Annotated in this window: 26 protein-coding genes and 3 pseudogenes; 19 read left to right on the forward strand and 10 right to left on the reverse strand. The window is 70.3% G+C overall.

The annotated features are described in order from the left end of the window. Positions 1-48: 48 nt before the first annotated feature. Positions 49-1,269, forward strand: a complete 1,221-nt coding sequence (locus LE181_RS07765; protein ID WP_225660444.1) for an FG-GAP repeat domain-containing protein — start codon at positions 49-51, stop codon at positions 1,267-1,269. 613 nt (positions 1,270-1,882) lie between these two features. After that, a complete protein-coding gene (locus LE181_RS32615) occupies positions 1,883-2,479 on the forward strand; it encodes a GNAT family N-acetyltransferase (RefSeq protein WP_225660445.1) in 597 nt (198 codons plus the stop codon). Between the two features lie 280 nt (positions 2,480-2,759). On the opposite strand, the gene LE181_RS07775 is transcribed toward LE181_RS32615, so the two are convergent. Beyond that, on the reverse strand, positions 2,760-3,167 hold the full coding sequence (locus tag LE181_RS07775) for a DUF4258 domain-containing protein (RefSeq protein ID WP_225660446.1): 408 nt from the start codon (positions 3,165-3,167) through the stop codon (positions 2,760-2,762). Positions 3,168-3,413: 246 nt separating this feature from the next. Here LE181_RS07775 and LE181_RS07780 point away from each other — a divergent pair, with 246 nt between their 5' ends. The 3 genes from LE181_RS07780 (at position 3,414) to LE181_RS07790 (ending at position 7,486) form a co-directional block, all read left to right on the forward strand. Further along, on the forward strand, positions 3,414-4,649 hold the full coding sequence (locus LE181_RS07780) for a S1 family peptidase (RefSeq protein WP_225660447.1): 1,236 nt from the start codon (positions 3,414-3,416) through the stop codon (positions 4,647-4,649). Between the two features lie 140 nt (positions 4,650-4,789). Continuing rightward, a complete protein-coding gene (gene lanKC, locus LE181_RS07785; RefSeq protein WP_225660448.1) occupies positions 4,790-7,339 on the forward strand; it encodes a class III lanthionine synthetase LanKC in 2,550 nt (849 codons plus the stop codon). A 51-nt stretch (positions 7,340-7,390) separates the two neighbouring features. Next, positions 7,391-7,486 (forward strand): class III lanthipeptide, encoded by a 96-nt coding sequence (locus LE181_RS07790; RefSeq protein ID WP_225660449.1) that lies wholly within the window; start codon positions 7,391-7,393, stop codon positions 7,484-7,486. A gap of 493 nt (positions 7,487-7,979) precedes the next feature. Here LE181_RS07790 and LE181_RS32430 read toward each other — a convergent pair whose 3' ends face one another. Both LE181_RS32430 and LE181_RS32435 read right to left on the reverse strand, forming a co-directional pair. Further along, complete coding sequence (locus LE181_RS32430; RefSeq protein WP_308103105.1) at positions 7,980-8,228, reverse strand: IclR family transcriptional regulator domain-containing protein; 249 nt, start codon at positions 8,226-8,228, stop codon at positions 7,980-7,982. A gap of 190 nt (positions 8,229-8,418) precedes the next feature. Further along, complete coding sequence (locus LE181_RS32435) at positions 8,419-8,883, reverse strand: hypothetical protein (protein WP_225660484.1); 465 nt, start codon at positions 8,881-8,883, stop codon at positions 8,419-8,421. A 23-nt stretch (positions 8,884-8,906) separates the two neighbouring features. Here LE181_RS32435 and LE181_RS07805 point away from each other — a divergent pair, with 23 nt between their 5' ends. The 3 genes from LE181_RS07805 to LE181_RS07815 all read left to right on the forward strand — a co-directional run bounded on the left by LE181_RS07805 (position 8,907) and on the right by LE181_RS07815 (position 10,059). Continuing rightward, positions 8,907-9,197: a DUF6596 domain-containing protein gene (locus LE181_RS07805; RefSeq protein WP_225660450.1), complete on the forward strand. Its 291-nt coding sequence runs from the start codon at positions 8,907-8,909 to the stop codon at positions 9,195-9,197. A 144-nt stretch (positions 9,198-9,341) separates the two neighbouring features. Next, positions 9,342-9,794 carry a hypothetical protein gene (locus LE181_RS07810; protein ID WP_225660451.1) on the forward strand — a complete coding sequence of 151 codons (453 nt, stop codon included), beginning with the start codon at positions 9,342-9,344 and terminating at the stop codon, positions 9,792-9,794. A gap of 13 nt (positions 9,795-9,807) precedes the next feature. Continuing rightward, positions 9,808-10,059, forward strand: a complete 252-nt coding sequence (locus LE181_RS07815) for a transposase (RefSeq protein WP_372458281.1) — start codon at positions 9,808-9,810, stop codon at positions 10,057-10,059. Between the two features lie 244 nt (positions 10,060-10,303). On the opposite strand, the gene LE181_RS07820 is transcribed toward LE181_RS07815, so the two are convergent. After that, on the reverse strand, positions 10,304-10,729 hold the full coding sequence (locus LE181_RS07820; RefSeq protein WP_225660452.1) for a MarR family winged helix-turn-helix transcriptional regulator: 426 nt from the start codon (positions 10,727-10,729) through the stop codon (positions 10,304-10,306). A 206-nt stretch (positions 10,730-10,935) separates the two neighbouring features. Between LE181_RS07820 and LE181_RS07825 the strand changes: the two genes are divergently transcribed. Then, entirely contained in the window at positions 10,936-11,580 is a 645-nt protein-coding gene (locus LE181_RS07825) for an MBL fold metallo-hydrolase (RefSeq protein ID WP_225660453.1), read from the forward strand. Positions 11,581-11,619: 39 nt separating this feature from the next. Here LE181_RS07825 and LE181_RS07830 read toward each other — a convergent pair. Further along, positions 11,620-11,844, reverse strand: a pseudogene (locus tag LE181_RS07830) (transposase); the annotation flags it as partial. Between the two features lie 43 nt (positions 11,845-11,887). Here LE181_RS07830 and LE181_RS07835 point away from each other — a divergent pair. Next, a pseudogene (locus LE181_RS07835) lies at positions 11,888-12,037 on the forward strand (NmrA family transcriptional regulator); the annotation flags it as partial. Between the two features lie 22 nt (positions 12,038-12,059). Here LE181_RS07835 and LE181_RS32735 read toward each other — a convergent pair. Further along, positions 12,060-12,325, reverse strand: a pseudogene (locus LE181_RS32735) (IS5/IS1182 family transposase); the annotation flags it as partial. Positions 12,326-12,643: 318 nt separating this feature from the next. On the opposite strand from LE181_RS32735, the gene LE181_RS07845 reads away from it, so the two are divergent. Beyond that, positions 12,644-12,886: an MbtH family protein gene (locus LE181_RS07845; protein WP_225660455.1), complete on the forward strand. Its 243-nt coding sequence runs from the start codon at positions 12,644-12,646 to the stop codon at positions 12,884-12,886. Between the two features lie 86 nt (positions 12,887-12,972). On the opposite strand, the gene LE181_RS07850 is transcribed toward LE181_RS07845, so the two are convergent. After that, positions 12,973-13,371, reverse strand: coding sequence for a VOC family protein (locus LE181_RS07850; protein WP_225660456.1), 399 nt, complete (start codon positions 13,369-13,371; stop codon positions 12,973-12,975). 93 nt (positions 13,372-13,464) lie between these two features. Between LE181_RS07850 and LE181_RS07855 the strand changes: the two genes are divergently transcribed. The 3 genes from LE181_RS07855 to LE181_RS07865 all read left to right on the forward strand — a co-directional run bounded on the left by LE181_RS07855 (position 13,465) and on the right by LE181_RS07865 (position 16,670). Next, the gene (locus LE181_RS07855; RefSeq protein WP_225660457.1) at positions 13,465-14,457 is read left to right on the forward strand and encodes a helix-turn-helix transcriptional regulator; all 993 of its coding nucleotides are present in this window, start codon (positions 13,465-13,467) and stop codon (positions 14,455-14,457) included. 332 nt (positions 14,458-14,789) lie between these two features. Then, positions 14,790-15,734: a LysR family transcriptional regulator gene (locus LE181_RS07860; protein WP_225660458.1), complete on the forward strand. Its 945-nt coding sequence runs from the start codon at positions 14,790-14,792 to the stop codon at positions 15,732-15,734. 129 nt (positions 15,735-15,863) lie between these two features. Next, on the forward strand, positions 15,864-16,670 hold the full coding sequence (locus tag LE181_RS07865) for an MBL fold metallo-hydrolase (RefSeq protein WP_225660459.1): 807 nt from the start codon (positions 15,864-15,866) through the stop codon (positions 16,668-16,670). A gap of 891 nt (positions 16,671-17,561) precedes the next feature. Here LE181_RS07865 and LE181_RS07870 read toward each other — a convergent pair. Next, on the reverse strand, positions 17,562-18,080 hold the full coding sequence (locus LE181_RS07870; RefSeq protein ID WP_225660460.1) for a winged helix-turn-helix transcriptional regulator: 519 nt from the start codon (positions 18,078-18,080) through the stop codon (positions 17,562-17,564). A 103-nt stretch (positions 18,081-18,183) separates the two neighbouring features. On the opposite strand from LE181_RS07870, the gene LE181_RS07875 reads away from it, so the two are divergent. Both LE181_RS07875 and LE181_RS07880 read left to right on the forward strand, forming a co-directional pair. Next, complete coding sequence (locus tag LE181_RS07875; protein ID WP_225660461.1) at positions 18,184-18,603, forward strand: SDR family NAD(P)-dependent oxidoreductase; 420 nt, start codon at positions 18,184-18,186, stop codon at positions 18,601-18,603. Further along, entirely contained in the window at positions 18,600-18,959 is a 360-nt protein-coding gene (locus tag LE181_RS07880) for a nuclear transport factor 2-like protein (protein ID WP_225660462.1), read from the forward strand. The genes LE181_RS07875 and LE181_RS07880 overlap by 4 nt, the downstream gene beginning before the upstream one ends. A gap of 43 nt (positions 18,960-19,002) precedes the next feature. Here LE181_RS07880 and LE181_RS32180 read toward each other — a convergent pair whose 3' ends face one another. Next, on the reverse strand, positions 19,003-19,131 hold the full coding sequence (locus tag LE181_RS32180) for a hypothetical protein (protein WP_263868578.1): 129 nt from the start codon (positions 19,129-19,131) through the stop codon (positions 19,003-19,005). 12 nt (positions 19,132-19,143) lie between these two features. On the opposite strand from LE181_RS32180, the gene LE181_RS07885 reads away from it, so the two are divergent. From LE181_RS07885 to LE181_RS07895, 3 genes are read left to right on the forward strand one after another with little or no spacing between them, the layout of a single operon-like run. Then, positions 19,144-19,491, forward strand: a complete 348-nt coding sequence (locus LE181_RS07885; protein WP_225660463.1) for a hypothetical protein — start codon at positions 19,144-19,146, stop codon at positions 19,489-19,491. Beyond that, positions 19,488-20,171 (forward strand): hemerythrin domain-containing protein, encoded by a 684-nt coding sequence (locus LE181_RS07890; RefSeq protein ID WP_225660464.1) that lies wholly within the window; start codon positions 19,488-19,490, stop codon positions 20,169-20,171. Before LE181_RS07885 ends, LE181_RS07890 begins: the two co-directional genes overlap by 4 nt. A gap of 46 nt (positions 20,172-20,217) precedes the next feature. Further along, positions 20,218-21,141 (forward strand): TIGR03619 family F420-dependent LLM class oxidoreductase, encoded by a 924-nt coding sequence (locus LE181_RS07895; RefSeq protein WP_225660465.1) that lies wholly within the window; start codon positions 20,218-20,220, stop codon positions 21,139-21,141. Between the two features lie 8 nt (positions 21,142-21,149). Here the strand turns inward: LE181_RS07895 and LE181_RS07900 are convergent, their stop codons facing one another. Then, positions 21,150-24,551: an ATP-binding protein gene (locus LE181_RS07900; protein ID WP_225660466.1), complete on the reverse strand. Its 3,402-nt coding sequence runs from the start codon at positions 24,549-24,551 to the stop codon at positions 21,150-21,152. Positions 24,552-24,809 lie beyond the last annotated feature (258 nt).

Below are 24,809 nucleotides of genomic sequence, written 5' to 3' on the forward strand. Positions count from 1 at the left end.
CCGAACGCCCCCTGCCGTTTCACTGTCGACAAGTCGCGGCCCAGCGCCATGCCGGACGTCTCCTCGTCCGACTACCCTGATGGCGGCGACGGCTGGCCCGCCGTGACCGGTATCGCCCGCACGCCCGGCCGTTTCACTCTCGGCTCGGGCGGCGTCAAGGATGTTGTCAAGTACGAGTACTGGACCGATTGGGATGGGAAGGCCCGGACCACCGCCCCGCCCTCCGCGGGCGGAAAGGCCACCATCAGCCTCACCCCGCTGGCCGTCGGCGCTCACAAGGTTTTCGCTCGCAGCTTCGACCGGGCTGGCAACCCCTCCGATACGCAAACCTATTTCTTCTACGCCAATAGCCCCAAGACCACCGACAGGCCCGGTGATCTCAATGGAGACGGAAACCCCGACCTCTACGGTGTGCGAACCAATGGCGATCTACGCTTGTACAGCGGTACCGGAAAGGGCGGCGTCGGACCAGCCACGGTCGTCAGTGCCGAGAACTTCACCAACGCTTTGATCACTCATCGTGGCGACTGGACCGGAGACGGCTACGAGGACCTCGTCTCCGCCCGTCTCCAGCCCGACGGTACGAGACGACTTTTCGTCCACCCCAACAACGGTGTCGGCTATGCCTGTAGTGACATGGCAGAGGAGGTCGACGGCCAACCGCAAGGCTGCTCGATGGGAAGTCAGGAGCTGCGCGCTTACGATCCTGCGAACAACCACTGGGCACACGCCCAGCAGATTATCGCCATCGGAGACGTTGACGGCCCCAACGATGCTGACAACGACGGCCAGTCCGATGTTCCCTCCTTCCCTGACCTCCTGGTAAAGGAAGGTAAACACCTCTGGCTCTACCTCGGGTCCAGCAGTTGGTATCTCGACGAGACCGAACCGATCCTCATCGGTGACGGTGGCTGGGACGGCTTCGACCTCACGGCACCGGGTGACGTCAACGGTGACGGTCACGTGGACCTCCTGGCCCGCCAGCGCGACACCGGACAGTTGTACGTATACCCAGGAACGGGACCTGCCGGCGAAGGGCTCGCCGACATGAGCAAACGGCACCAGATCGCCAGCGGCTGGACGGCCGCCGAGAGACCCCTGATCGCCTCCGGCAGTGATGGCGACAACGATGGCGCCGCCGACTTGTGGGCGACGACCCATGACAGTGAAGCCGGACTGCTGTTCTACCCGAAGGTCACTATCAAGGGCCTCGACAGCCCGTTCCCTGTGGGCACAGCAGGGTGGGACCGGTTCATCGCGCTCAGTTAGCAGGCCGGTCGGGGGCTCACGTCAGCGAGGCTGAGCCCCGGCTGCACCCGAAGCCGGCATTAGTCAGCGCGCCTGAGCCGGTCAGGGAGTGAGGCGCACCGCCGTTCTGCGGTGTGTGCTTCGCTCAACAGGCCGAGGAACGCCGGCACCAGGCGCTCGATGCCCGCGACCACAGTGGTGTCCGCGCGCACCGCGCCCGCGAGCAGCCAGCGCCGCATGTCGCGGGCGAATTTGGGCGTGCGGTGCGGTGGTCGCCGGCGAGGAAGCCGCGCAGTGTGCAGCCGTGACGCCCCGGACAGGCGGGTGGGCTGGCCCGCGAGGGAGCCCACCGCGCCGGTGGCCGACGAGACGGGGACGACGTCGCCCGGCTGCACCCGGGCGATGTCCCGGACACCGACGTAGGCGGGGAGCCCGGTGGACCAGGGGGTCGACGCGCGTTCCCGCCCGCTCCGCGCCCAGGTCGGGCAGTTGGCCTGCCACGACCTCCCCGACGGCTCCGCCGGTCGGCGGCTCGTGCAGCGAGTAGGGAACCAAGCCCGGCCCCGCCGGGTCCATTCATCCGCGCCCCGCCGTTCAAGAACGCGCCCTGCAGGGGCTGGGGACTGACACCTGATTGACGCCCTCCGCCGGCAGTGCTCGCAGGAGAACCTCCTGCGCCGCTGGGGCCGCACCCGCGTCACCGGGCGCCACGTCGAACGCCTGCTGGAGCACAGCACCTGCTGGATCAGCCTCGACCGCGCCGGCCGCCCCCCTCGCCCTGACCTCCGCCGGGTGGCTCAGCCAAGAAGCCGGCGTCGTCGACCTCGCACTCCAGGTCGCCAACGCACACCAGCGTCGCGGCACCGGCACCGCCCTGGCCCGGCACGTCGCCGCTCACGCCCGCAGCCGCGGCGCTCACACCCTGACCGTGCACACCGACGATCGAACGGCGCGTGGCGCCCTCGGCACCGAGGTCGCCGGAGCCGCATCGCCTCGACCTCGTCACGGTGCACCTCCGGATCGAGCGCATCGGAATCGACCGGGCCGCCCTTGCGATGGGAGACCGTCTTCGCCCTGCCCCGCGGACCGTCCAGTGCCGGGAACCGCAGCCCGATACCCGCTCCCCCGTCCCACAGGAAGGCTGGGTGCCGGTCAGTGCCGAAAGGGCCGGTCCGCCGCGGGGCGCGAACCGGCGTATGACCCGGCGCTCGGTCCGGAAAGGCACGGCTGACCGGCGGGCAGCCGTCCCGGCCGCGCCCTGGCGGTGACGAGCCGCTCCGTCATTCGGCGCCGTGGGCGGCGGTCGGTTCGAGGCGAGCCGTCATCGCGAGCCCGGGCCGCACGGCCCGGCCGCCTGTCCGGTGATGCCCGCCCCACGCGGACGGCGTTGGCGGGCGGCCAATGGCGCCCGGAATGGCAGCAGCCGAGCCGCTGAGGAGAGCGGATTCATCGGCGTGCCCTCGGAGCCCGGCGACGACTGTCGCCCTCCCCCCAGAAGATGACGTCGCCTGCTACTCATTCCAGAAGACCGTCACGACGACCGCAGCACTGTCGTGGCTCCAGACAAGGATGACTTTCAGGATGCCGGCTGCCGAGCCCAGCTCATAACGCCACTTGCCGTCTTTCTGGCACACAGCGGTCCTGGCGCCGAGCTCGACCGCCTTGTGGACCTGGTCCTCGCTGATCCCGCGCTCAGCCATCCGGTCCCGCGCGTGCTTGGTGAAGCGGTCGACCGAGGTGGGCGCGGTCCCACCGCAGTCGGTATTCGGCAGCAGGCAGCTGGAGTCGCAGTGGATCGACGGATTCCCCAGTGCTGCTGCGGGTGCCGCGGCGAGTACCGGGCCGGATAAGAGCGCGGCACCCGAGGCCGCCAGGGCGAGGAAGGCGCGACGGAAGCGTTGCGAACGGAACACGGTCATTTCCGATCCTTTCAGGGACATACGTCTGGGTCCGGTACGGCGCTTGCCACCGACCGCAGACGACGGTGCCAAGCGCTGTTCAACACCGTGCAAATGCCCCGTTTATCGAGCGGTGATCGGCATGGCCGACGGTACGGCCATGCCGATCCGCGGCGAACCGACCTCCCTGGAACGAGGCTCGTCGGCGTACGGCCGGACCGCACGCTGCCGGGCACCGGCGGCATGCCTCGACGAAGGAGGACGCCAGTGAAGGTGCGACGTACGGCACAGTTGCTTGCCGCGCTCGCCGTGGTGGGCGCCGGCTCCATAGTGGCGATACCGGCGCAGGCATCCGGCGAAGCCGGCAGAGCCGGAGGTCCGGACCTGACGCTCGGGACACCATCGGGGCGCCCGTCCCTGGACGCCATGGCAGCCGCGCTCCAGCCACAACTGGGCATACCGAAAGCCCGCATCGTCGCCAATCTCAAGCGTCAGCCCAAACTCGCGGCTAGCGCTGAAACGCTTCGAAAGCAACTGGGGTCCCGCTTCGCGGGGCTTTGGATCGACCCGGTCGCCGGCACCCTGAACGCGAACGCCCTCGACGCTTCCGAGTCCACCAGGATTCGCGGCGCAGGAGCCGTACCCCATGACGCGGCCTACTCGATGGCTGACCTGGAGCGCGTCAAGGCGGCTCTGGACAAGGTCGCCCAGCGGGGTCACGCGCCAAAGGACTCCTCATGGGGCATCAATCCGAGGACCAATCGGGTCGAGATCGACCTGCCGGCCAAGTCCGGCGGCAAGGGGAGCCCCAAGGCCGCCGATGAACTTCTGGCTCGCGCCGGTCTCAACACCGCTTCCAGCGCAGCGAAGATCACCATCAAGCACCATCCGGGCAAAAGCGCCAGAATGGGTCTGGTTGGCGGGGACGGACTGACCACACCCAGGGGAACGTGTTCGGCGGGAATCATGGTCCAGCGGGGGGAGGTCACCTCCATGGTGACCGCGGGCCACTGCGTGGACAAATCCGGCGACATCGTATCCCGCAACGACGGCTCCGGCCTGATCGGCGTAGTGGCAGATCGCGACTACGACCGGAACGACTTCGCCCTCGTAGGCGTGCTCCGCCCGCGGAACTGGCACCCCTTCGGGACATGGGTCACCCAGTACAACGGCAGTTTCACAGCCTACGACGGCTGGGCCAACGCGACTGCGGGCGCGAATGTCTGCAAGTCGGGTGTCAAGACCGGATGGACCTGCGGAACGGTCGTCGACGACGGTGAGACCTGGACGGACTCTTTGAATCCGCCCCACACCACGTACAACCTCATCAAACTGAGGGACATCGATGCGTCCGGCGGAGACAGCGGTGGCGCGGTGCTGTCGGGCAACCAGGCGCTGGGCACAGTAGTCGGCGGCAACGAGCAATTCCGGCAGGCGTACGTGGAGCCCATCAGCTTGGTACTCGCCGCTACGAACACAACGGTTCTCAACTGGCGGCAGTGACAGGGCGGATGATCCGGCCTCGAACCGGCCCCGGGTGAACCGGAGGGCCGGTGGAATACACCGATCGGCGCGGACGGACCTCAACGGTCATACCGCATTCGACCTCGTCAAAGGATCCCGAGGTGAACGAAGGAGCCCCGATGGACCTGTTGCAAGTGCATCTGCATTGTCTCGCCGATCCGGTGTATTTCGAGGGACCTCAGCGAATCCGGGACGAGAAGACGCGATGGACACCACCTCCGGTCGGCAACGGCACGAGGATCGAGGACGAGGGCGTCTGGGTGCGCGTGTCCTTCGGCAGGAGGCTGCCGTCGCAGGGCTGGAAGATCCACGTCTCGGCTGCTGCAGACGCCGCGCAGACGATCCTGGACACGGCCGCGGCCATCTGCACCCGTCACCGCGCGGCTTTCAAATATCTGCGCAGTGCCCAATTGCTGGCGGCGTTCAACTCCAAATACTCTCACCGGGGCTCCTCCGGCAAGTTCATTACCATCTACCCTGCCGACGATGGCGAACTCCGGGAGCTCCTGGCCGACCTCGCCACCGGATTGGAAGGGCAGCGCGGCCCATACATCCTCTCCGATCTGCGCTGGAACGACACCAGCCCTGTATTCATCCGGTACGGCGGATACACCGCACGGTGGACCACCGGGCCGGCCGACGAGCCGGTGCCGGCCATCGCCCGGCCTGACGGCGCACTCGTCCCCGACCTGCGCACAGCGGCGTTCACCCTGCCCGACTGGGCGCCCGTCCCCGACTTCGTCCAGGACAGGATCGCCGAGTTCGCCGCGGTGAGCAGGGCCGACTTGCCCTACGAGATCGTCAAGCCGCTGCACTTCTCCAATGGCGGCGGGGTATACCTGGCCAAGGACCGGACGAGCGGCGAGCCTGTCGTCCTCAAGGAAGCGCGGCCGCTGGCAGGTCTCGACGCCGAAGGACTGGACGCCGTCGTCCGCCTCCGACGAGAACGCGACATGCTCCTAGCGCTGGCCGGGACCGGGCTCGTCCCCCGCGTACTCGGCTACGAGGTCTACTGGGAGCACCACTTCCTCATCCAGGAGTACGTCGAAGGCGATCCCCTGGGGAAGATGACCGTGCTGCGTCAGCCGCTGGTCCGCCCTGATGCCACCGATGGTGACTATGCGGAGTACACGTCCTGGACCCTCGATGTCATCGACCGGGTGGACAAGGCGGTGGCCGTAGTCCACAAGACCGGAATCGTCTTCGGCGACCTGCACCCCCATAACATCATCATCCGTCCCGACGGCAGCGTCGCCTTCGTCGACCTGGAAGCCGCCCACCCGATCGGCAGCCCTCGTACCGGACTTCTCGGCGCGCCCGGATATGCCGCACCCCGCCATGTCACCGGCACGGAGATCGACGGGTACGGACTGGCCGCACTCAGGGTGGGACAGTTCGTACCGCTCTGCGCCATGGCTTCCGTCGTCCCCGACAAGCCGACCCAGATAGCGCGTTGGGCGCACGAGCGCTTTCCCTTGCCGACCGGGTACGCCACCCGCGCCGCCGCCGTCATGCGGACCATTGCCGGTGTCACCGCCGTGGCGTCCGAGCCCGGACTGGCTTCGCATACCTGGGAAGCGAACCGGGAGCTGCTCACTGCCGCGATCACGAATTCGTCCACCCCTGATCGCACCGACCGTCTTTTCCCCAACGACCCCGGTGGATCGAGGGAAGGGGGTGGCATCGGCCTGTCCCACGGCGCCGCGGGAGTCCTCTACGCCTTGCACGCGACGGGGCATGCCGTCGACCCTGCATGGGGCGACTGGCTCGTCGCGGCCGCCGGCCGGACCGCCGCCCTCGCACCGGCCGGGCTGTTCAACGGATTGTGCGGCGTGGCGACAGTCCTGGACCTGCTGGGGCGGCGCAGCCATGCCGCCTCCATCATGAGCCAGGCCATCGCCCGCACCGGCGAGTTGTCCAGTCTGAGCCTGCTGACGGGGCTGCCCGGCGCGGGCTTGGCCGCCCTCGGATTCCATGGCCGCAGCGGCGACAGCGGCTATCTGGAGCAGGCTTGCCAGATCGCCGACCGGACTGAAGCCGCGCTCACCCGGCCGGGTGACGAGAGCGTCACCCCCGGCGCCGGCTGGGCGACCGGGGCGGCCGGAGCGGCCCTGTTCCTGACGCGGCTGTACGAGCGGACCGGTGACGGCGGTTACCTCGATCTCGCCGCACAAGCAGTGCGTCGCGACCTCGGGCGGTGCGCGGACTTCAACGGGTCGCTGCAGGTCAACGACGGCTGGCGAGCGGTTACTTATCTCGGTTCCGGTTCCATCGGGATCGGGCTCGCTTTGGCGGCCTATACGCGTCACCGCACCGACGCCGAGTTCTCCGGCGCCCTGGCCGGTATCCGAAAGGCCGCGCGGAATCAGTTCACCATCTTTCCCGGGCTGCTCCATGGCCGTGCCGGACTGCTGTATTTCCTGAGCGTCACCGGGCAGGGTGATGACGAGGCGGCGATCAGGGGCCATCTGCGCGAGCTGTGGTGGCATTCCGTTCCCCATCGCGGCGGCCTCGCCTTTCCGGGTGAGCAGTTGGTCCGGCTGTCGATGGACCTCGCGGCCGGTACCGCCGGCGTGCTCGCGGCGATGGATGCCGTTCACCGCCGGATCGACCACCTTCTCCCGCTGCTCGGCGGTCGGAGTCCACAGACCGCCGCGTCAGCCTGCTGAACCGGCTCCTCCGGTTCGGTACCCCGCTTCAACGGAAGGGAGGTGAGAACCATGCCCATCCTCGATCTTCAGCAGCTCGAGACCACCAAGGACGGTGCCGAGGCGCTGCACAGCAACTACAGCATCGCCTGCCAAGTGACGATCTGAGCCACGGTTCGCCCGGTTTCAGGTCCGACAGGAAAGGGGGTGAACACCCATGCACATCCTTGCACTTCAGAGCCTCCAGCGGGAGCCGGACGCGGAACGACTGATGGGCAGCCTTATTTCCCTGGGCTGCGACGACACCGTGATATGAGAACGAGAGGAGAACCGTCATGTCGGTCCTGCACCTTCAGAGCCTGGCCGCCGAGGCCGCTGACCAGCCGCTGTTCGGCAGCGCCTGGAGCATCGGGCACTGCGACAACCTCACTCTTGTCACCGTCGCGGCCGGCTAGCGCGTCGCGCGCCCAACGGTGACCGAGAGCCCTGACCTACGCATCCGGCAAGGAGGTGAACACACATGTCGATCCTCAATCTCCAGACCCTGGCCGACCGGGCCCGACCGGCTGAGGCACTCGCCTACAGCTTCATCAGCTACGGCGGCTGCGGAACCGCGGTCTAGCAGCGGATAGCCGGCTGGTGATACCGGTTGACACCGGTATCACCAGCCCATCGCGTTGTCAGCGCCGGCTGACCTGCGTGGCCTCCTGGCCGCCTCCCGCACGGTGGCGATCAGCTGCTGCCGGCGGGTGTGCAGGTCGTCCGGGCGGACGCAGAGCGAGACGGAGCCGATCACGTCCCCGTCCGCGCCGAGAACGGGCGACGCCAGGCAGGCCAGCCTTTCCTGGGCCTTCTCGAGGCCGAGGGCGACTCCGGTCCTGCGGATCTGCCGGAGTTTTCGTCGAGCCACTCGGCGGAGGCGATCGTGTGCGGGGTGAACCGGCGCAGTCCGGGCTCTTCGAGGTAGCGGCGGCGAGCCGCCGGCCCGGCGGAGGCCAGTGCGATCTTGCCGTGCGCCCAGGCGTGACTGCGCGGGTCGACGCCGACGGCGAGGTCGGGGCCCTCGTCGCCGTCGACGGCGGCGGTTCTGATGTCCGCGATCAGCAGGTCGTCGCCTGGTAGGCCACGTACTTGGCCGAGGCGCGGGTGGCTTGCCGCAACCGCGCCAGCAGCCCGTGGATGCCGTCGTCCAGGCCCATCTGGTTCTGGAACGAGCGGTGGAGGGCGGGGATCCGGTACCCGAGGGCGTAGCCGCCGTCCGCGCGGACCAGGTATCCGCGCTCGGTGAGCGGCGTTCGCAGGGGGTAGACGGTGGACGGGGCACAGCCGAAGGTGCGGGCCCATGCCTTGGCCGATACCGGAGCCGATGGCGCGCTGCGGCGGTGGCCGGCCGACGGCGTGCCGGACAGGCCACTGGCCTGGTACGCGGAGCGGCTCGCGGCGCGGCGGGTGGAGAGCGACCGGGCGGCCGCCGCGGCCCGCCGAGCCCGGATTCCACGACATCCCCGACGAGAGGCCGACTGTTCTTCACCTGCTGCCGCCCCGCCATCACCCCCAAGGCGCACACTGCGCTGCCCTGCGCTTCCTCGTGGGCCTGCCCCCCGAAGTCGCCCGTGCCTTCCTGCCGCCCACCGCGACGATGGCCCAGCGCATCGTGCGCGCGAAGCGCAAGGTCCGCAGCGCGCGGATCCCGTTCCGCGTCCCCGGCGCGGACAAGTTGCCCGCGCGGCTGCCCAGTGTGCTCCGCGTCGTCTACCTCGTCTTCACGGAGGGGTACGCCGCCAGCTCCGGCGATGACCTCCTCCGCCCTGACCTGGCCGACGAGGCCATGCGGCTCGCCCGGATCCTGGACCGGCTGCTCCCCGGGAACGCGAGGTGACGGGGCTGCTCGCGCTCCTCCTCACCGACGCCGGGGCGCGGCAAGGGTCGACGAGACGGGGGGCCAGGTGCTGCTCGAAGACCAGGACCGCGCGCTCTGGACGCCGACCTCATCGCCGGCGAACAGATCAGCGGGGACGGCGCGGTGTCCTCCCACCTGGCGGCGGTGTCGCGGATTCCCACCAGCATGGAGGCCTTCTCCTGCAGTCGGAGCCCTGAGGGCGGGATCGACACCCATTACTGGTACGAGGGCGACAGGTGTCGCGTCAGGGGGATCGCGCCGGTGGACACTGACTTCACCACGACGCCTTTGGCCGCGCTCTCGCGTGTACCCGGGCACATGGAAGTGTGGTGGGACAGCCGCCCCCGATCCCTCGACGGCGCGTACTGGTACGGGCAGGACTGGACCTGTTACCAGCTCTCCCCGGGTCCATTGGCGATCGGTCGCACCGCGGTCTCGCACAAGCCGGAACACATGGAGGTCATGTGGGTCGGAGAGGACGGCGCGGTCAACACCGCCTACTGGTACGGCCCGGAGGGCTTGAGCGCGCCCTGGTGTCAGTGCCCGGCACTCAGCCGTGCCTCTCCGATCATGTGACGTTGTTCGGGGTGTGTTGAGCAGGGGGGATCTGACGGATGACGAGTGGGCGGTGCTGGAGCCGCTGCTGCCGCTCAGCAACAACCGGTGCGGTCGGTGGCGGGACCACCGTCAGGTGATCAACGGAATCATTCACTGGCTGCGCACCAGCTGCCAGTGGCGTGAGCTGCCCGAATGCTTCGGTCCGTGGCCACAGGAGGCATCTGCTGTGGTCGGCCGACGTCGCCTGGGGGCGGCTGCTCCAGCCCGTCCAGGCCGCCGCTGACGCGGCGGGTGACACCGACTCGTCATCTGGCTCCGATCATGATCGGAGAAACACGGCCTACCGCCGAAGCCCTGGCCTTCAGCTGGCGGTGCGCGGCAAGTACGAAGTCTCCCGGCAATCAACGATCTTCGCCGAAGTCATCCGTGCGCGACCAGCGTGGGCATTCCGAACATCACGCACACAGACTCGTGACCTGCAACTTCACAATGCACAGCGCTCGATGACCCAAGCGACAGTCCCTGGGCTACTTGCCATTCAAGTGTGTGGCCAGGCGTGACAGCAGAGGCAGCGCCGCCTCAAGCGTCTTTCGTTCATCGGAACTGAGGACATCGTTGATCGCGACGCCGAGCCAGTCCGCACGCCTTCGGCGCTCCTCGGCCAGACGGCCACTTCCCGTCGGCGTGAGGTGAAGCAACAGCTTGCGCCCGTCGCTGGGGTGTGCCTCGGCATGCACAAGGCCCTGAGCCAGGAGTTCTTTGACCGTCTTGGCGGCCGACTGGTGACTGACTCCCCGCTGTTGTGCGATCTCGGCGGTGGTCAGCGGGCCGCCGCGGTCCAGGTAGCCCAGGACGGCGGCCTCGCCGGGCGGCATCTTGTCGGCAGTGCGCACAGTGCGTACGAGCCGTCCGATGGTCAGGCGAAGTTCTTCGGCCAGCTGATTCTCGTCCATGATGCCAGCTTACCCACACCCATCAACCAAACTGTACAACTTGGCTCCATTGTCTGCCTGGTTCTCCAGGAGTTCCCATCGGCCCTCGCTGTGGCGAGGGGTGGGGGTTCTGGAGCCAGGTCGCAGTCGACGTTCGCGGCGCGATATCTACAACCACACTGTACAATCTGGTTGTAGATATGCGGTCGGCTCGGAAAGGACCCGATGTGAAGCTCACCAAGCACGCCCATGCCTGCGTCACGCTCGAGAAGGACGGCACCCGCCTGGTCATCGACCCCGGCGCCTTCACCCCGGACGCGGCAGAGGCCGTCACCCAGGCTCACGCCGTCCTGATCACCCACGAACACTTCGACCACTTCGACGAAAAGCTCGTCGCCGCCGCTCTCGAAGCCCAGCCCGGGCTGCAGGTCTACGGCACAGCCGCGGTCGCAGCCACCCTCGGCAGCCACGATGGCCGCGTCCAGGCCGTCGCCGCGGGCGACACCTTCAGCGTCGGTTCCATCACCGCCACCGTCCACGGCCACCGCCACGCGCTGATCCACGCCGACATCCCGTGCCCCGACAACGTCGGCTACCTCCTCGACGACGGAGCCGTCTACCACCCCGGCGACGCCTACTTCGCGCCCGACGCTCCCGTACGCACCCTCCTGCTGCCGACCAGCGGCCCATGGACAAAGCTCGGCGAAGCCGCCGACTACGTCCGCACCGTCAAGCCCGAGCGCATCATCCAGATCCACGAACTCATGCTCAGCGACCTCGGCCAGCACTCCACCGCCAATCTCCTCGGCGAGAAGGGCCTGACCGGCACCCCGATCGACCGCCTCGAGCCCGGCACCACTGTCCAGCTGTAAGAGGGCGTCTGGTTCGCGCAGTTCATGAGTGATTGCGTTTTATGCGGCTCGCCAGGCAGAGGTGGATTCTCCGGTTGCCCGCTTCGCGAGGTTGGAGATGGCGGCGAGGCAGATCATGCTCTCGGAGTGTTCGGGCTTGGTCTCGTAGCCGCGGGCGAGCCGGCGGTGCATCATGACCCACCCGAAACTGCGCTCCACTACCCAGCGTCGTGGGAGTACGCAGAAGCCTTTGACCTGTGGCTTCCTGGGCACGACACCGACACCGACACCGACACCGACACCGACGTCGATGCCGAGCCTCGCGCCGCCGGCGGAGCTCGCCGAGGACACTTTGGACATCCTCGGTTCCCCGAGCCCGGCCGAGTTGCGCATCAGCCCGGACGTCCAGCGGGTCCTCGGTCGCGGCCCGCGGCCATTCGCCGAGTGGGCCGCCCGCAATATCGCCGCGTTCCGCTGAGACTGGTCAGCGCCGCTGAGCGGGCTGAGGCGGCAGCGACCAGGGGCAGTCCGACCGCGTCCCGACAGGATGTGCATCTTGGAACCCGGTCTGCCCCGGTCCAAGGGGCTCGGACTTGTGAGTTCGCCCCCGGCCCGGACATGGGCTGGACCGAGAACCACTCGGGTCATCTCGACCAGATCGGCATCCTCGAGTCGGTGCGGGACCGCCTCACGCAGTCGGCCCCAACGGCTTCGCGATCTCCCACTGCCCGTCCGGAACAATCCGGCTCCACGTATCCGGCCCCATGCAGGGTCGACGTCCGTCTCGCCACACAGGTCACCGCGTCAGTGGCGAATTCATGCTGGGTTGCCTCCCGCTGAGGTTCCGGAGAGTGCTACTTGCCGTGCGTGTGTGCGGGTCGGGTTCTGGCGGCTTTGCCCGTTCCGCAGATCGACCCGACCAGGCGCCGGAGGACACACCCCCACCGACTTCCCACTGCTTGCTCTGACTCAAGAGGAGATCGACGACCTCGACAGCACCTGGAAGACGTGGGAATGACTCCATCGGACGCAGATGGTGTAGGGCCGTTGAGGCCGCAGCATCACGAGCTCACAGGGAGTTTGGGTGAACAATCCGTTCGATGACGAAGACGGCGTTTTTCACGTACTGGTCAACGACGAGGGTCAGCACTCACTGTGGCCGGTATTCGCGGATGTACCTGCCGGCTGGTCCGTCGTGCTCGCCGATGCCGCCCGACAGGTATGCCTGGACTATGTGGAGGAACACTGGACCGACATGCGTCCCAGGAGCCTTGCCGAGGCCATGGAGCAAGCGGGAGGGGGAACAGAGCGGTCTGGACCTGAATGACGCGGACCGCAGCAGCGAGCGGGATGTCCCCCCCTTTCGGGAGCCCTGGAATCTCAGGTCTCCCGAGTGAGCGGCTGTGTGTGGCGTCAGCGTGCGAACTTTTCGATGGCCGCTGGGGTGACGGGGGTGAAGAAGTTGACGAGGTTGCCGTCGGGGTCGCGGAACAGCAGTGACCGGTTGCCCCAGGGCATCGTGGTGGGCTCGGTGACGAAGTCGGTGACGAAGCCGGTCAGGTTCTGGTGAACGCGGTCCACGTCGTCGACGAGGAACTCGGTGATCACGCTGTGGTTCTCCGCCGGGCGGGCGGAGCCAGGGGCAAACAGCGGGACGGTGCGCGTGCCGGCGATCGCGAGGGTGGCGCCCGCGGTCTTGAGTTCGGCGAAGTCCTCGGTGGCCCACGTCGCCCGCGCCCCTGTGGCTCGCTCGTAGAAGTCGACGAGGCGCGCTACGTCGCCGGTGATGATGCGGATCGAGACGAAGTCCATGGGAATCTCCTTGGCTGTACTGGAGGCGTGCACGTCGCAGGCTAGGAGAAATAGTGGACAGAATCGGTCCTGTATTCGCGTTACGCTGCGAACATGCCTCGACCCACCGCCCGCGTGCTGACACTCCTGGAGCTGCTGCAGTCGGGCGGCACCCGGACCGTGGCCGAACTCGCCGACCGGCTCGGCGTCGAAGGGCGCACCGTGCGGCGCTATGTGGATCACCTGATCGACCTGGACGTGCCCGTGGAATCGGTGCGCGGCCGCTACGGCGGGTACCGGCTCGCCCCCGGGTACCGCTTGCCTCCGCTCATGCTCAGCGACGACGAGGCGCTGGCCGTGCTGCTCGGCCTGGTCGCCGGCCGCCGGGCAGGGCTGACGACGGCGGAGCGCACGGCCAACGAGACGGCGTCGGCGAAGATCCGGCGGGTGCTGCCCCAGCACATCGCCCGTCGGCTCGACACACTCCTGGAGGCTCTCGCCTTCACGGATCAGCCCGGCGAATTCGACACCCCGGACGCCGAGGTCCTGCTCACCCTCGCCGATGCGGTGCACCGCCGCCGACCGGTCTCGATCCGTTACACCGACCGCGACGGACGGTGCAGCGAACGCACGCTGCACGCGTACGGGATCGTCGCCCACTCGGGCCGGTGGTACGTCACGGGCGAGGACGCCCGGATCGGCGAGGACCGAACCTTCCGGCTCGATCGCATCGCAGAGGCGAGGACCCTGCCCGGCTCATTCGAAGCGCCCATGGGTCCCGGTCCGGCACAGCGCGTGCTGTCCGGGTTCGCCACGGCCGAGTACCGGCATGAGGTGACCTTGCGGATCCACGGGACGGTCGAGCAGATCCGCGCCCACCTTCCCGCCGGCGTCGCGAGCCTGGAGGAGCACGAGCCCGTCGCAGGCGGGGACCGGGCGGCGGCCGAGCGCTGGCTGCACGTCGAGCTGCGGGCGGAGCGGCTCGACTGGTTGCCTCCGGTGCTCGCCGCACTCAACCGGCCGTTCGTCATCGAGCGCCCCGATGAACTACGCGACCTCGTCACCGCGCTCGCCGATCGCCTCGCATCCTGCGCCCGCCAAGCCTGACCGCGAGGAACCAATGTCACGATATGGCACAAGTAGAACGGAAGCGGCCTCCGGTGGGGATTCATCGCGGGGCGAACTATGACGGTGCGTGTACGTGAACCGCCCACCCCCATCGCGGCCCGCAGCACCCCGCAGCACGGTCGGCCACGGGCAGGCGGCCCGGGCTGCGGTGCAGGTGTGGGCGGCCATCACAAGCGCTTGTTTCATGATCACGCACTTTCGCGGTCTTCTCCGGGAAAGGGGCTTCCGCAGCGACGCCAGGCCGCTGGCGCGGAGGGTGGACATGCCGGTTACGCTGCATCCATGTCCACCAGGCATAGTGCGAGACGACGGTGACCGCGCCCGGCGCCGCGAGCGCGTCCGGCATTGAGCTGAGGCACCTGCGGGCGCTCGCCACGGTCGCCCGGTGCCGCTCGTTCACCCGGGCCGCCGAGGAATTGCTGATCACGCAGCCGGCCCTGAGCCGCACCGTCGCCCAGCTGGAGGCGGGGCTCGGCGTACGGCTGCTGGAACGCTCGTCGCGCGGCGTCGCCCTCACCGATACCGGCGCCGGGTTCCTCGTCCACGCGGAGCGGACTCTGGCCGCCTTTGACGCGGCTCTGGCCGCCGCCCGTCACGAGTCGACGCTGAGGCTCGGTTTCAGCTGGCTGCTGCCCGACCCCTGGGCCCAGCGTGCCATCGCCCGCTTCGAGCGCGAGACCGGTGCACAGGTCGAGTTGGTGCGCTGCGACGATCCGCTCGACGACCTCGACCGTCAGGGTGTGGACGTGGCACTGGTGCGCGGCGACAGGCTGGTCGGGGACGCCGTGCGCACGGTGCACCTGTACGACGAGCACCGCGTCGCCGTCCGCGCCCGCGAGGAAGCCGAGGACGGCGGGCGGGCCGCCTCACGCGGCCATCACCCTGAGGCCGTCGGCGACGCTGTGCGCTGGCAGGACGCCCGTGAGTGGACCCTGGTCGTCAACACCGCCAGCGGCACCACCGGCTCCTGGTGCTGGCCGCACGGGGACGGCCCCCGCCGGTACGTTCAGACCGCGAACTTCGACGAGTGGCTTGAATCGGTGGCCGCGGGACGCGGCCTCGGTATCGTCCCCGACGTCGCCGAACGCCGCATCCACCACCCCGCGCTGCGCTTCCTGCCGCTGACCGGCGCACCGCCCAGCCCGGTCCGCCTCGCCTACCGCCCGGAGGCCAGAACCGGCTCCGCGCTGCTGCGCCGCTTCCTCGACGCGGCCATCGAAGCGGCCGCGACCTGCATCTATGCGGGTGAGGCATAGGCGCAACCGGAGCGGCATTTCCGCATGCCCCTGCCATCTCCCTACGGTCGGCTGCAGGGGACGGGCCTGCCGGGACCACCCGGGCACCCACCGTCCTCCCTCCCAACCTGACCAAGGAGCTGCAGCAGCATGGCCTCGCCTTCCCCCCTTCCCCGCCACGATGGCCAGGCCTTGGTCGTCGGCGGCCCCACCACCGTCCTCGACCTTGGAGGGCTCCGCATCGTCTCCGACCCGACCTTCGACGCCCCGGGCCCGCACGGCTACCTGACCAAGACCGAGGGCCCGGCCGTCACCGAGGACCGGCTCGCTGACGTCGACCTGGTCCTGGTCAGCCACGACAATCACGCCGACAACCTCGACGACCGCGGCCGCGCCTTCGCGCTGGCCGCCCCGCTGCTGCTCACCACCACCGGCGGCGCCGGCCGGCTCGGCGGCCCCGCGAAGGGCCTGGGCGCCTGGGACACCCACACGCTCATCCGCCCGGACGGCGGCGAACTGACCATCACCGCCGTGCCGGCCGTCCACGGCCCCGAGGACGGTGAGCGGGACGCGGACGGCGACGTCAACTGCCAGGTCGTCGGCTTCGTCCTCGCCGGAGACGGACTGCCCACCGTCTACGTCAGCGGCGACAACGCCTCCCTGCGCACCGTCACCGAGATCGCCCGCCGCACCGGCCCCATCGACGCGACCGTCCTGCACGCCGGCGCCGCCCGCGTCCCCGGCAAGTTCCGTCAGCGCCCGGTCAGCCTCGACAGCGCCCGCGCCGCCGCGGCCGCCGCCATCCTTGGAGCCCCCGTCAACATCCCCGCCCACTACACCGGCTGGGCCCACTTCACCGAAGGCCGCAAGGCCCTCGAGCACGCCTTCGACGACGCCGGCCTCACCTCCGTCCTGTGCATCGCCGACCACGGCACCTGGCTCTCTCTGAAGCCCTGACCACCGCTGATCCGAAGGAGCCCACGATGCCTCTCGTACGCATCGACATGATCGGGTTGCCCGGCCCCGAGAACATCCGGGCCGTGACTACCTCGTCGAGGCGCTCTCCGCCCTGGACCCCTGCGTCGTCCGGATCCTCGCCGACGTCCCGACCGCGACCGCGGCTCTCCTGAAGCATTTCGAGAAGTCCCAGCGGGGAGAACAGCCGGCACCGCAGCCGGCGGCAGCGGGGAGCATCCACGGCCGTACCGGTACGGGGATCCGCGTCTTGGCCTGGGTGCTTCGTCAGGGCGTGCCCGATCCAGTAGTGCCGGCCGTAGCGGCGGGGGAAGTGGAGCTGGAGTTCTCCCGCCAGGCCGTCGGTGCCGGTCATCGTGAGCAGCCCTACCGCGTGGCTCATCCGCTTCGTCACCACGCAATCAGCGAAGGCGGAGCCCGCAACCCTGTCCTGCCGCTGGAACGGCGTCTTGCGTGAGGGCCGACGCTCAGTCAACCGTGTCTGTGCCAACTGTCAGATCTGGCCTCCCAGGGGCGGTGGAGGCTCTTGCCCCACTATGTACCGTCACTATTGGTGAGTACGTGAGGAAGTCGTGCAGGAGGACCTCGTGGCCGCCGGCGTCAGCGGCATCCACCAGTACGGTTTCCGACACCCGTCGGGCCGGTTCGGGCGATGCCTCGTGCAGGGCGTTCGTGGAGGCCGTCGTGGTTGCGGACCAGGGGCTCGGCGGCGCGGAGCCCGGTGTCTGTGGCGGGTGCCGGGCCGGGGCGGAGGGCATCGCCGTAGAGGCTGAACAGGGTCTGGGCGGTGTGGGCGCCGGATCCAGTGATGGTGGCGGTCACGGCGTCGGCGTGCTCGGGGTACCGGCCGGGCCGTTCTTCGCCGTGGCCCGCCTACGTACCCGCCGTTGGGGCCACTGGACCCGGTCGCCGGTGGCCGTAGCGGCTGCGCATGGCGTCGCTGGCTGCAGGACCCGCTGCGAAGACGTATGCATGGCTGTCGTCGAGTCGGCGGCCGGTGCTGGCGTCGACGACTACGGGCTCGACCTCCTCCCCGCTTTCCGCGTCGACGAGAATCATGCTGCGTTCGTGCGGCTCCAGCCGGGCATTGCCCCACGCGGCCAGGGCAACGATCACCGGGCGCAGGGAGCGCCCGAGTTCGGTCAGCACGTACTCGTGGCGGACCGGGTTGGTCTGATAGGGCCGACGCTCCAGCAATCCGTCCGTCACGAGGGTCTTCAAGCGGGCCGTGAGCATGCTGGAGGAGATGCCCAGGTTCTCCTGGAACTGATCGAAGCGGGTGTAGCCGTCGAAGGCGTCGTGGAGGATCAGCAGCGTCCACCACTCACCGACGTGCTCCACCGTCGTGGACAGCGGGCACTCCCGGTCCTCCAGCCTGATGCGGCGCGCCAAGGTGGCCGTCCCCTCGGTTGCTGCTAAAGTCGAAGTTAGTGGCTTCTATTTTAGCAGTTCCGGGCGTCGCGCCGTACACGCACAGCAGGTACCGGGAGACACCATGACCAGCCCCGTCAGCGAATCGCTCGAAGGCCGCCGTGCCCTTGTCACCGGCGGCACCAAGGGCACCGGGGCCGCGCTCGCCCGACGGCTCGCCGAAGCCGGCGCCGACGTGCTCGTCACCGCCCGCAGCCGCCCCGAGGAGGTCGGGGAAAAGACCTTCATCGCTGCCGACCTGTCGACCGCCGGAGGAGCCGACCAGGTGACCGCCGAAGTGGAGGCACGCCTGGGAGGTGTCGGCATCCTGGTCCACACCCTCGGCGGCTCCGAGGCTCCGGCCGGTGGATTCCCGGCGCTCGGCGAGATGGACTGGGTCCGCGAACTCAACGTCAACCTGCTGGCCGCGGTCCCGCCGAACACGTCATCGATGGCGGTACGACCCCCACCGTCTGAGCCCCCACAGCCAGGAGGACCGTCATGATGAGCCATCAGCCCCGCACCATCACCCCGAGCGATCTGCCCCAGGCGATCACCCGCTACCTGAAGGCCCACCAAGACCACGACACCGCGACCGCGGTCACCGCCTTCACCAGCGATGCCATCGTGATCGACGAGGGCAGGACGTACCAGGGTGCTCCTGCAATCGAACAGTGGCTGAACCGCTCCGCCACTGAATTCACCTACACCGTCGAGCTCACTGAGGCGCAGCAGCTCGATCCGACCCACTACGTCGCCACGCACCACCTCGAAGGCGACTTCCCCGGGGGCAGCGTCGACCTGCGCTATCGGTTCGTCCTCCGCGACAACCTGGTCGAACGTCTGGTCATCGAGCCCTGAGCACGCCGTCGCGTCCCGCCAGGACGCCCGGGACCTCAGGTGGTCACGACGGGAGGGCCTCGGTGACGAGGGTGCAGAGCCCGACGATGACGCCGTCCTTGCAGCGGGCGACCGCCTTGGCCCGGCGGTCGGGATCGGGTTCGTTGAAGACGTCGAGGAGGTTGCGGAGCATCAGTCGGCGACGGTGTCGGTCGAGCCCCACCGAAGCAGTGGTGAGGTTCTCGGCCAGGTGCGTGCGGGTGCAGGGGACGAGCAGGATGGAGGAGGCGAGGTCGAGCCGTCAGGCGAGGGCGACATCGGCGCCGGCGCCGAAGAAGTGCTCGACGTCTTCTGCACTCCGTCCCCGGAGAGCCGGAGGGTCGGCCAACAGTCTCTGCAAGGCATGTTCGCCAGGACCGCGGACCGGGACGCGCCGACCTCCTGGGCGAGCCGCGAACAGCTGATCAGCCGTTTCATGACGGTCCGCGCGGCAGGGCGTGGCAAGTCGGCTGCAAGTGGCGTGCAATCGCGCCCCGAAGACTGGGAGTCATGAACGCGAGCAACCCTTCCGTCACCACCGTCCACCCCTACACCCGCGAGATGGCTATGGTCCACCAGGTGTTCCGCCGCGAGTCGCGCCTGCTGGCCGAACTCGTCCAGGAGGTCCGCCCCGCCGACACCGCCCGCTCCCGGATCCTCGCCGAGCACTGGCGGCTGTACTCCGTCGGCCTGCACACCCATCACACCGGCGAGGACGAGATGCTGTGGCCGGTGCTGCTGCCCCACCTGGACCTCGATGCCGAACAGGTCCTGGCGATGGAGGCGCAGCACCACGCGCTCACCGAAGGGATCGCCGAGGTCCAGCGGCTCATGGACCGGTGGCAGGCCCGAGCCCTGGTCGAGGACCGCGACGAGCTCGCCGAGGCGTTGCGCACGCACCACCGGCAGCTGTGCGCCCACCTCGACGAGGAGGAGCGGGAGGTGATGCCGCTGGTCGCGCTCCACGTGAGCGCGGAGCAGTGGCACGCGGTGGGGGAGCGCGGCCTCGCCGAGACGCCCCGCAACCGGCTGATGATCGCCCTGGGCGCCATCCTGGAGGACGCCTCGCCCGAGGAACGCGAGGAGTTCCTCGCCCGGCTGCCCCTCCCGGCCCGGGTGCTGTGGAAGCTCCTCGGGCAGCGGCAGTACCGCCGCGAGACCGTCCGCGTCCGCGGCCGGCGCGCCACCGCCTGACGTGCCGTCCCCGTCCCGTCCCGTACCGATCGAGGAACTCCCACCGATGCGCATCGGATTCTCCGTCCCCCAGTTCGGCCCGTTCGCCGACCCCGACCGCACCGCCGGGATGTGCGCGGCGCTGGAAGACCTGGGCTGCCACAGCCTCTGGGTGGGTGACCGGCTGCTGTCCCCGCTCGACCCGCCCGACGGCTACGCCGGCGGAGGGCGGATGCCCGTCCGGTACGGCACCCACCTCGACCCGCTGCTCGCCCTGTCCGTGGCGGCCACCGCGACCGAGCGGGTCCGGCTCGGCAGCAGCACGCTCAACGCCCTGTGGCAGCCGCCCCTCGTGCTCGCCCGGGCGCTGACGACCCTCGACCTGATCAGCCACGGGCGCCTGGACGTGGGCATCGGGCTGGGCTGGATGCGGGAGGAGTACGAGGCCGTCGGGGTGCCCTGGCAGGGCCGCGGGGCCCGGCTGGAGGAGACCCTCGACGTCCTGGACGCCGTGTGGCGCTGCGATCCGGTCGTCCACACCGGCTCCCTGTGGACGATCCCCGAGTCGACCGTCCTGCCCAAACCCCACCAGGGCCCGAGGCCGCCGGTGCTGCTGGGCGGCTTCACCCCGTACGCCCTGGAGCGGGTCGGCCGGCGCGCCGACGGCTGGCTGGCGGCCTCGATGCCGCTGCCCTACTTCCACGCGCTGTGGGCGGTCGCCGTCGAGGCCGCCGAGCGGGCGGGCCGGGAGCCGGCCGGGCTGCGCCGGGTGTTCCGGGTGAACCCCGAGATCACCAGGGCCGAGGCCGACCCCGCGGAGACCCACCACCGCGGGACCGTGCGCCAGATCTGCGACCACCTCAGGGAGATGTGCACGGCCCGGACCGACGAGGTGCTCGTGGACCTCCAGCTGACGACGGACGCCCCCGAGGAGTTCCTCGACCTCGCGGCGGAGTTCCTGGACGAACTGGCCCCGCCCTCCCCACGGTGAGGGCCACCCTAGGCGGGCGCCGGCGGCAGTCCGGCCAGGCCGGACCGCGCCGCGCCCGCCCAGTGGGGGGAGTCCCACGCGGTCGCCACCCGCGCGGCTTCGAGGAAGTGGCGCCGGGCCGCTTCGGGGCGGCCCAGGAACTCGGCCAGCTCCCCGAGGGTCTGCGCGACGGGCCGGAACGCGAGGCTGAGGCTGCTCGTGCCGCCCGCCAGCCCCTCCAGGGGCGACAGGTCCTCGTACACCTCGGTGGCGGCCGCCGTGTCGCCGAGGGCGACGGCGGCCATGCCGCGCAGCCCGGCCAGGATGGAGAAGGCGAAGTCGCGCCGCAGCGGCACGCGTTGGGCGAAGATCTCCCGGGCCTCCTCGGGACGGCCGTCGGCCAGCAGCGCGAGCGCGGCGAGGGCTTCGTTGTGCGGCTTGTACCGCTCCCACACCACGAGCAGCACGGGCACCATCTCGGCCAGCCGGTCCTGCTGGAGCCGCATGCACCCGACGCCCAGGGCGGCCAGCCCGCTCAGGTCCACCGACCCCCGGGCGCGCAGCTCCGCCACCGCCGACCCCATGGCCTCCTCGGCCTCCTCGAACCGCCCCCGGGCCATGGCGAGCATGGGACGGCGCAGCCTGGCCACCGCGAACGCGCCCTGGAGCCCGTACCTCCGGGCGATCCCGTCCGCCCGTACGAGGCACCGCTCCATCTCCGCCGGGTCGTTGCCGGCGGCGGCGATCCGGGCGGCGGTGTAGGCGCTCATCCAGGAGTACTCGGGGCTGTCCTGGGCGTCGGCCACCTCGCCGAGTTCCCGGTGGAGCTCCAGGTAGACGGCGGGTTCGAGTTCGCAGTCGACCTTACGCAGGAGGGAGGTGAGGGTCAGGCCCCGCAGTCGCGGTTCGCCCACGGTCCGGGCGAGGTCCACGGCCTGCCGTGCCACGGCCACCGCGCGGGGATCGGTGTCGTCCAGCGCGTCGGACAGCTGGTCCAGGAGCAGGCAGCGCTGCCGGTCGGTCAGCCCCGGGTCCTCCAGCAGCTCGCCGAGCTCCTCGACGGCCTCCGGGTCGGACGCCGCGTACGGGCGCACCCGCCAGGGCGTCGGCTCGGTCCACGTGGTCCAGGCCGCGACCAGCAGGTCGGCCCGGCCCTCGGCCCGGGCCACCCGGACGGCCTGCTCCTGTGCCTCCCGGGCGGGGACCACGGCCCCCATCCGGATCCGGCAGTCCACCAGCTGCCCCAGCAGCATCACCCGCAACAGCGCCACATCCTGGTCGGCGAAGGCGGCCGGATGGTCCGAGAGGAGTCCGAGGGCCGCGTCCAGGAGGGCCTCGGCGTTCTGCGGGGCGTAGCGGCGCACCGCCTGCTCGCACGCGAGCCGGGCGTGCCGGACCGCGGGCCCGGCGTCGGCGGTCACGACCGCGGCCGCCCGCAGCAGGTGGTGGGCGGTGGCGGCGACGTCGTCCGAGCCGAGGGCGATCAGGCCCCGGCCCAGACGGGAATGCATCCGAGCGAGCCGCAGGCGCGTGAGGTCGCCCTCCAGGGCGTCCCGTACGAGGGCGTGGGTGAAGCGGACCGTGCCCGGACGCGGTTCGGTGAGCAGACCGGCGGTCACTCCCGTGTCCAGCGCGTCGAGGAGCTGCTCGGCGTCGCTGTCCGCGGCGTGCACGAGCAGGGCGACGGGAGCCTCGCGGCCGGCGACGGCCGCCAGCCGCAGCCCGGCCGTGACGGTCGGCGCCAGCAGGGCCAGCCGTCGCCGCAGCACGTCCTGGACCCCCTGCGGGACCCGGGCCAGCGCCTGCTGCTCCCCCTCACCGGCCAGCAGCAGCGAACTCTCGCGCAAGTAGAACGGGTTGCCCCCGGCCCGCTCCGCCAGGGCCACCGCGGCCTGGTCGCTCATGTCCGCCGCGCCGCGCCGCAGCAGCTCCACCGCCTGGTCGTCCGACAGCCCGCCGAGCGCCAGCCGCACCGGCGAGCAGGCGGCCAGCCGGGCGAGCGCCCCTGTCAGATCGCCCTCGCCGGTCCGGTACGAGCCCACCAGCAGCAGCGGTACGTCGCGCAGCTCCTCGGCGCAGAGCAGGAACAGCTCGATGCTCTCCGGGTCGCCCCGGTGCAGGTCGTCCAGCACGATCGCCAGCGGCCGCCGCAGGGCCGTGTCCCGGAGCCAGCCGAGCAGCGCCCTGTGCAGGCGGAAGCGCCGGGCCGGGCTGCCCTCCGGCTGCGCGGAGTCGCCCCCGGTGCCGGGGGCCAGGAGCGGGCTGAGCTCATCGGCGTACGGGCCGGGCGGCGCGGTCCGCGCCAGGTCCGGCAGCATGTCGAACCAGGCCCGGCCGGGCGGGGCCCCGTCGGTCTCCGGGCACTGCCCGGATCCGACCAGCCAGCCCTGCCCGGGCAGTTGACGGACGGCGGCTTCCAGGAGGCTCGACTTGCCGATGCCGGCCTCGCCGGAGACCACGACCACCTGGGCCCGGCCGCCCCGTGCCCGGTCCGCCGCGGCGGCGAGCCCGGCCAACTCCTCGTCCCGGCCCAGAAGCCGGTTCGCGGTCAGCACCGTCGGCGTCCCCGGCCCGGCCACCGCGGCCGGACCGCGCACCGCCACCGCGGTGGAGGCCACCTCGGCGCCCACGACGGCCACCGCCGTCGAGGCGGGGGTCCCGGTCGCCCGGTGCAGCACGTCCAGGCGCTGGTGCAGCAGGGCCTGTTCCAGCTCCAGCAGGGCGGATCCGGGCTCGACGCCGAGTTCCTCGCCGAGGATGTGGCGGGCCTGCCGCAGCGCGGCCAGGGCGTCCCCCTGACGGTCGCGGGCCCACAGTGCCAGGGCCAGCAGCCGCCAGCCCTCCTCGTGCAACGGCTGCTCGCGGGTCAGGGCGCCCGCGTCGGCAAGGGCCTGCGCGGCCTGTCCGCAGCCCAGTCGCGCCGCGGTGAGCCGTTCGCGGGCGGCGCGGTGCACCTCCTCCAGGCGGGCGCGTTCACCGGCGGTCCACGGCTCGTCCGAGAACTCCGCGTACGGCTGCCCGCCCCAGGCGGCGAGCGCCGCGGCCAGGCCCTCGACGACGGCCCAGGCGGGCAGTTCGGCCGCCGAGGAGGCCGCCACCCGGTCCTCGAACACCCAGGCGTCCACGGCGTCCTGCTGCACGGCGAGGGCGTAGCCGTAGGGTGCGCTCACCAGCAGCCGCGCCGGTGTGCGCGGCGCCCGCCCCGGTTCGAGGACGCGCCGCAGCCGCGCTATGTAGGCGTGGAGGGATGCCTGGGCGCTCGACGGGACCCGGGTCGGCCACAGCCGTTCGACGATCCGTTCCGTCGGCACCACCGCCCCACGCGCGAGCAGCAGTTGGACCAGGACCATCCGGGCGAGCCGGCCGCCCGCATCGACCGAGCGGCCGTCGACCTCGACCCGGAACGGGCCAAGCACCTTCAATGTGATCATGACAAGAACATCGTAGACGGCGCGGACCGCGCCCCGAGAGGGCGCCGCGCCGAGGGCACGCGTGATGCCCGAGGCCGGACCTGGGCCCGAGCGGGGACATCCGGTGCGGCTGCGCTCGACTGATGCCGCCCCGTCATCGGGTCAGGGCCGCTCCAAGACATTGCGAACCTCGCCACCATCGATTTCGACAAACGACATCTCGTCCGTGTATCTCGCGTCTCCGACGACCAGGGTCCCACGCCACCGGGGTCCTGGTCC

Source organism: Streptomyces sichuanensis (assembly GCF_020328095.1).
GTDB classification, from domain to species: domain Bacteria; phylum Actinomycetota; class Actinomycetes; order Streptomycetales; family Streptomycetaceae; genus Streptomyces; species Streptomyces cinnamoneus.